At 74.0% G+C, this 4,660-nt stretch carries 4 protein-coding genes; 1 reads left to right on the plus strand and 3 read right to left on the minus strand.

Features of this window, described 5'->3' with window-relative positions; all coding sequences use genetic code 11:
* Positions 1–485 precede the first annotated feature (485 nt).
* The 3 genes from ACFU99_RS33860 to pgsA are packed head-to-tail and all read right to left on the minus strand — an operon-like array spanning position 486 to position 3,279.
* Positions 486–1,646 (minus strand): glycosyltransferase family 4 protein, encoded by a 1,161-nt coding sequence (locus ACFU99_RS33860; protein ID WP_384399444.1) that lies wholly within the window; start codon positions 1,644–1,646, stop codon positions 486–488.
* Entirely contained in the window at positions 1,643–2,620 is a 978-nt protein-coding gene (locus tag ACFU99_RS33865; RefSeq protein ID WP_384399447.1) for a phosphatidylinositol mannoside acyltransferase, read from the minus strand. The genes ACFU99_RS33860 and ACFU99_RS33865 overlap by 4 nt, the downstream gene beginning before the upstream one ends.
* Positions 2,617–3,279: a phosphatidylinositol phosphate synthase gene (gene pgsA / locus ACFU99_RS33870; protein WP_384399450.1), complete on the minus strand. Its 663-nt coding sequence runs from the start codon at positions 3,277–3,279 to the stop codon at positions 2,617–2,619. The genes ACFU99_RS33865 and pgsA overlap by 4 nt, the downstream gene beginning before the upstream one ends.
* 350 nt (positions 3,280–3,629) lie before the next feature.
* Here pgsA and ACFU99_RS33875 point away from each other — a divergent pair.
* On the plus strand, positions 3,630–4,660 hold a 1,031-nt coding region (locus tag ACFU99_RS33875; protein WP_384399453.1), incomplete at its 3' end, for a sensor histidine kinase.

Consider the following 4,660-nt stretch of genomic DNA (forward strand, 5'->3'; position numbering starts at 1 on the left):
CCCTGATCGGCCGTCGCCGGGGCGCTGCCGCGCCGGAACCGGGCACGAGCGGCGCCTGATCGGCCAGTCAGTCCGGCCCGGCCGCCGCGTCCCGGCGGCCGGCCCACGCCTGTGAGCCTCCGGCCGGCTCGTTCCCGTGAACGCCCGTCCGCGGGGTTCCGCCGCGAGACGCCGGTGATCGGCGCGCGACCGTAAGCCCCCGTCCGGACAACCGGCCCCGGCCGCGAACCCGCCGGACCCCGAGCCGTGGACCGCACCCGCCGGCCGTGAACCCGCCAAGTCCGAAGCCGAGGGCCGTCACCCGTCCGCGAACCCGCCAAGGTCCGAAGCCAAGGCCCGTCACCTGTCCGCGAGCCCGCCAAGTCCTGGGCCGTGGTTCGCCCCTGCCGTGAATCCCCGGCAGCCAAGGGCCGAAGGCCGAGAATCGACAGCGACGAACCGACGGCCGACAACCGGCGGCCCAGGGCCGCAAGGCCCGTGGTTCCTCAGTCCCGCGCCAGCCCGAACCGCGCCCGCAGTCCCGCCCGTTCGTCGGCCGCCACCGAGGCCGCGCCCGCCGTGACCATCTCGTAGACGGCGAGGATCTCCGCGCCCACCGTCGTCCAGTCGAAGCGGCGTACGTGACGGCTGCCGTGTTCGCTGAGCTCGGTGCGGCGCTTGGGGTCGCCGAGCAGGCGAACGGCCGCGGCGGCGAGCGCGTCGGCGTCCTCGTTGGCGAAGATCTCGCCGGCCGTGCCCTGGTCGAGGACCTGGACGAACGCGTCGAGGTCGCTGGCGAGCACCGGCGCGCCCGCCGACATCGCCTCGACCAGGATGATCCCGAAGGACTCACCGCCGGTGTTGGGGGCGACGTACACGTCGACGCTGCGCAGCAGGCGCGCCTTGTCCTCGTCGCTGACCATGCCGAGGAACTCGACGCGGGCGCGCATCTCCTCGGGCAGGCTCGCCACCGCTTCCTCCTCGTCGCCGCGCCCGGCGACCAGCAGCCTGGCCTCGGGGCGCTCCGCGAGGATCGCGGGGAGCGCGCGCATCAGGACCGGGAGTCCCTTGCGCGGCTCGTCGATGCGGCCGATGAAGCCGATGGTGGAGCCCTGCCACTCCTCCTTGGGCTCGGCGTCGGCGAAGAAGCCGACGTCCACGCCGTTGGGGATGACGACCGCGTCGCCGCCGAGGTGTTCGACCAGGGTGCGGCGCGCGTACTCGCTCACCGCGATGCGCGCGCTGATCTTCTCCAGCGCGGGCTGGAGGATCGGATACGCGGCGATCATGAAGCGGGAGCGCGGGTTGGAGGTGTGGAAGGTCGCCACGATCGGGCCCTGCGCCGCCCAGCAGGCGAGCAGGCCGACGGACGGCGTGCCGGGCTCATGGATGTGGATCACGTCGAAGGCGCCGTCGTGCAGCCAGCGGCGGACGCGCGCGGCCGACAGGAATCCGAAATTGAGCCGTGCGACCGAACCGTTGTAGGGCACCGGTACGGCACGTCCGGCGGAGACCACATACGGCGGCAGCGGTGTCTCGTCGTCCGCCGGGGCCAGTACGGACACCTCGTGGCCCAGCCGGATCAGGTGCTCGGCGAGGTCGCGGATGTGGAACTGGACGCCGCCGGGGACGTCCCACGAGTACGGGCAGACGATCCCGATCCTCAAGGCTTCTCCGTTCCGGAGCTGTCATCACAGTGGGGCTCAGGTCTGGAGCCGGCGTCGGGCCGGGGCCCGGAGTCGGCCCCGTCCGCCCGCGGTTCGAGGTCGGCGAGCCACAGGCGCTGGAGCATGTGCCAGTCCTCCGGGTGCTCGGCGATGCCCGAGGCGAACGCGTCGGCCAGCTGCTGGGTCATGGCGGCGGCCTGCTCGGTGCGGGTTCCGGTCTCCGGAACCTCAACCTCCGGGTGCACCCGGCCCTGCATGACCGGTGTCCCGTCGTACCAGAGCGTGACCGGCAGCAGCAGCGCGCCGGTCTGCCGCGCCAGCATGGCAGGGCCCGCGGGCATCCGCGCCGTCTCGCCGAAGAACTTCACCTCGACGCCGGAGGCCGACAGGTCCCGGTCGGCCACCAGGCAGACCAGGCCGCCCGCGCGCAGCCGCCGGGCCAGCGTGCCGAAGGCGCTGCCGCCGGTGTGCGGCAGGACCTCCATGCCCAGCCCCTCGCGGTAGGCGACGAACCGGTCGTACAGCGTCTCGGGCTTGAGCCGCTCGGCGACCGTCGTGAACGGCACGCCCAGCTTGGTGGTGACCCAGGCCCCCGCGAGGTCCCAGTTGCCCAGGTGCGGCAGGGCGAGGATGACGCCGCGACCGCTGGCCAGGCCGTTCTCCAGGTGGTGCACGTCCTGCGGGGCGAAGCCGCCGCGGATGCGGTCCTTGCTCCAGGCCGGCAGCCGGAAGGACTCCATCCAGTAGCGCAGGTACGAGCGCATGCCCGCCCGCGACAGTTCGGCGAGGCGCGCCGGGGTGGCGTCGGGGACGACGCGCGCGAGGTTCGACTCCAGGCGCAGGACGCTCTTGCCGCGCCGCTTCCAGGCGGTGTCGGCGATCCGCTGCCCGAGCCGTACGGCCACGGGTTCGGGCAGCTTCTTCACGGTGCTCCAGCCGAGCCCGTACAACGCGTCGGTCAGCTGGTCCTTCATGCGGCGTCGCCGCCCTGGGCCAGGGTCTCGGCGTCCGCCTCGGCGGCCTCGCGGCGTACGGTCACCACCCGCTGCACCAGCGTGACGAGGCTGCCGGCGGCCACGGCCCACAGGGCGATCGGCAGCAGCACCTGGATGCCGGGCACGCCGAACTTGTGCAGTCCGGAGAAGCCGCAGGCGACCAGCGAGATGACGAGCCGCTCGGCGCGCTCGACGAGCCCGTTGACGTTCACCGGCAGGCCGATCGCCTCGCCGCGCGCCTTGGTGTACGAGACCACCTGGCCGCTGGCGAGGCAGAAGATCGTCACCGCGCAGAGGGTGAGGCTGTCGCCGCCGCCCGCGTACCAGAGCGCGAGGCCGCCGAAGATCGCGGCGTCGGCGACCCGGTCCAGCGTGGAGTCGAGGAACGCGCCCCAGCGGCTGGAGCGGCCGAGCTGGCGCGCCATGTTGCCGTCGACCAGGTCCGAGAAGACGAACAGGGTGATGACGACGGTGCCCCAGAAGAACTCGCCCTGCGGGTAGAAGACCAGCGCGCCCGCCATCACACCGCCGGTCCCGATGAGGGTCACCGCGTCGGGGCTGACGCCGAGCCGGATGAGCAGAGCGGCGAACGGCGTGAGAACACGCGTGAAGAAAGCACGCGCGTACTTGTTCAGCATGGCCTTCCCGGAGGTCGTAGCGGGCCGGGTAGCCAAGGGGCCACCGGCTGGCCCATCGTAGTCACGCGACACGCGCACACCGCGAATGCGTCGCGTCCGGCGACCATGGCGCTCGTCACGGCCCGTACGAGTTGCTCCGCCCCCTCCCGCACGAACCGCCCCGGCCCGTACGGACAGCCGCTCGCCCCAGGCCGTACGAGCCGCCCCCGCCCGCATCCGTACGGACCGTACGGGCGGACGCCCGCCGCCCCCGGACCACGGCCGACCGGCCGACCGGCCGAGCGCCCCCGTCCCCGTATCGGCCGATCGGCCGACCCCGCGGCCCGCGCCCGCTCCGTAGCCTGGGGCCCGTGGAAGATCGCGCACCGCTCCCCCGTCTCCGCGCCCGGCACCTGGCCGGCTGCGCGCTGTACGCGGCACTCGCCCTGCTCTGGTTCGCCGACCTGTCCTCCGCCAGGGCGGGCCATGCAGGCGCCGGCCCGCGGGCCTGGCTGCTCCCCGTGGTCGGGCCGCTGATCGCGGCGCTGGTGCTGCTGCCGTCGGCCCGGCCCCGCGCCCTGACCTGGCGGACCGCCGCCGCTGTCGTCCTGTCCTGGCTGCTGACCGGCTTCCTGCTGCTGCCCGGCGAGCGCATCGTCAACGGCGCGTGGGGGCTCCTGGAGACCGCCTGCCTGCTGCTGGCCCTGACGCGCGTCGCGCGCAGGGAGGGGCCGCCGGGCACGGCTGTCGCGCTGAGCGCGGCCCTGGGCCTCGCGGTCATCGTGGCGCCCCTGCGCATGGCCGAGCTGAACCTGATGGTCGCCTTCTCCTTCGCCCTCACCTTCTTCGTCGGCGCCGCCGTGGGCCTGGGCAGTTATCTGCGCGTCCTCGACGGCCGCCGCCTCCGCGCGATCTCGGCCGTGCGCGACGGCGAGCGGCGCGAACTCGCCCGCGATCTGCACGACTTCGTCGCCCACCACGTCACCGGGATCGTCATCCAGGCGCAGGCCGCCCGCACCATCCGGCAGACCGCGCCCGAGCAGGTGGACCCGCTGCTGGAGGGCATCGAGCGGGCGGGGACGGAGACGCTGGACTCGATGCGGCGGCTGGTGCGGGTGCTGCGCGAGGAGGAGGGCGAGCCCCTGCGGCCCGGCGACACGCTCAACGAACTCCCTTCCCTCGTGGCCGAGTTCACCCGCAACGGCGGGCCTCCGGTGGCGCTGGAGGTCACCGACGCGGCGCGGCGGGCCCGGCTGGGGCCGGAGGTGGAGACGTCCGTGCAGCGGGTGGTGCGGGAGGCGCTGACCAATGTGCGCCGGCACGCGCCCGCCGCCCCCGCCGCCGACGTCCGTATCGACGCGGACAAGGAGCGGCTGACCGTGCGGGTCCGCAACGCCCCCTC

It is taken from the genome of Streptomyces sp. NPDC057654, assembly GCF_042800135.1.
Lineage (GTDB): Bacteria > Actinomycetota > Actinomycetes > Streptomycetales > Streptomycetaceae > Streptomyces.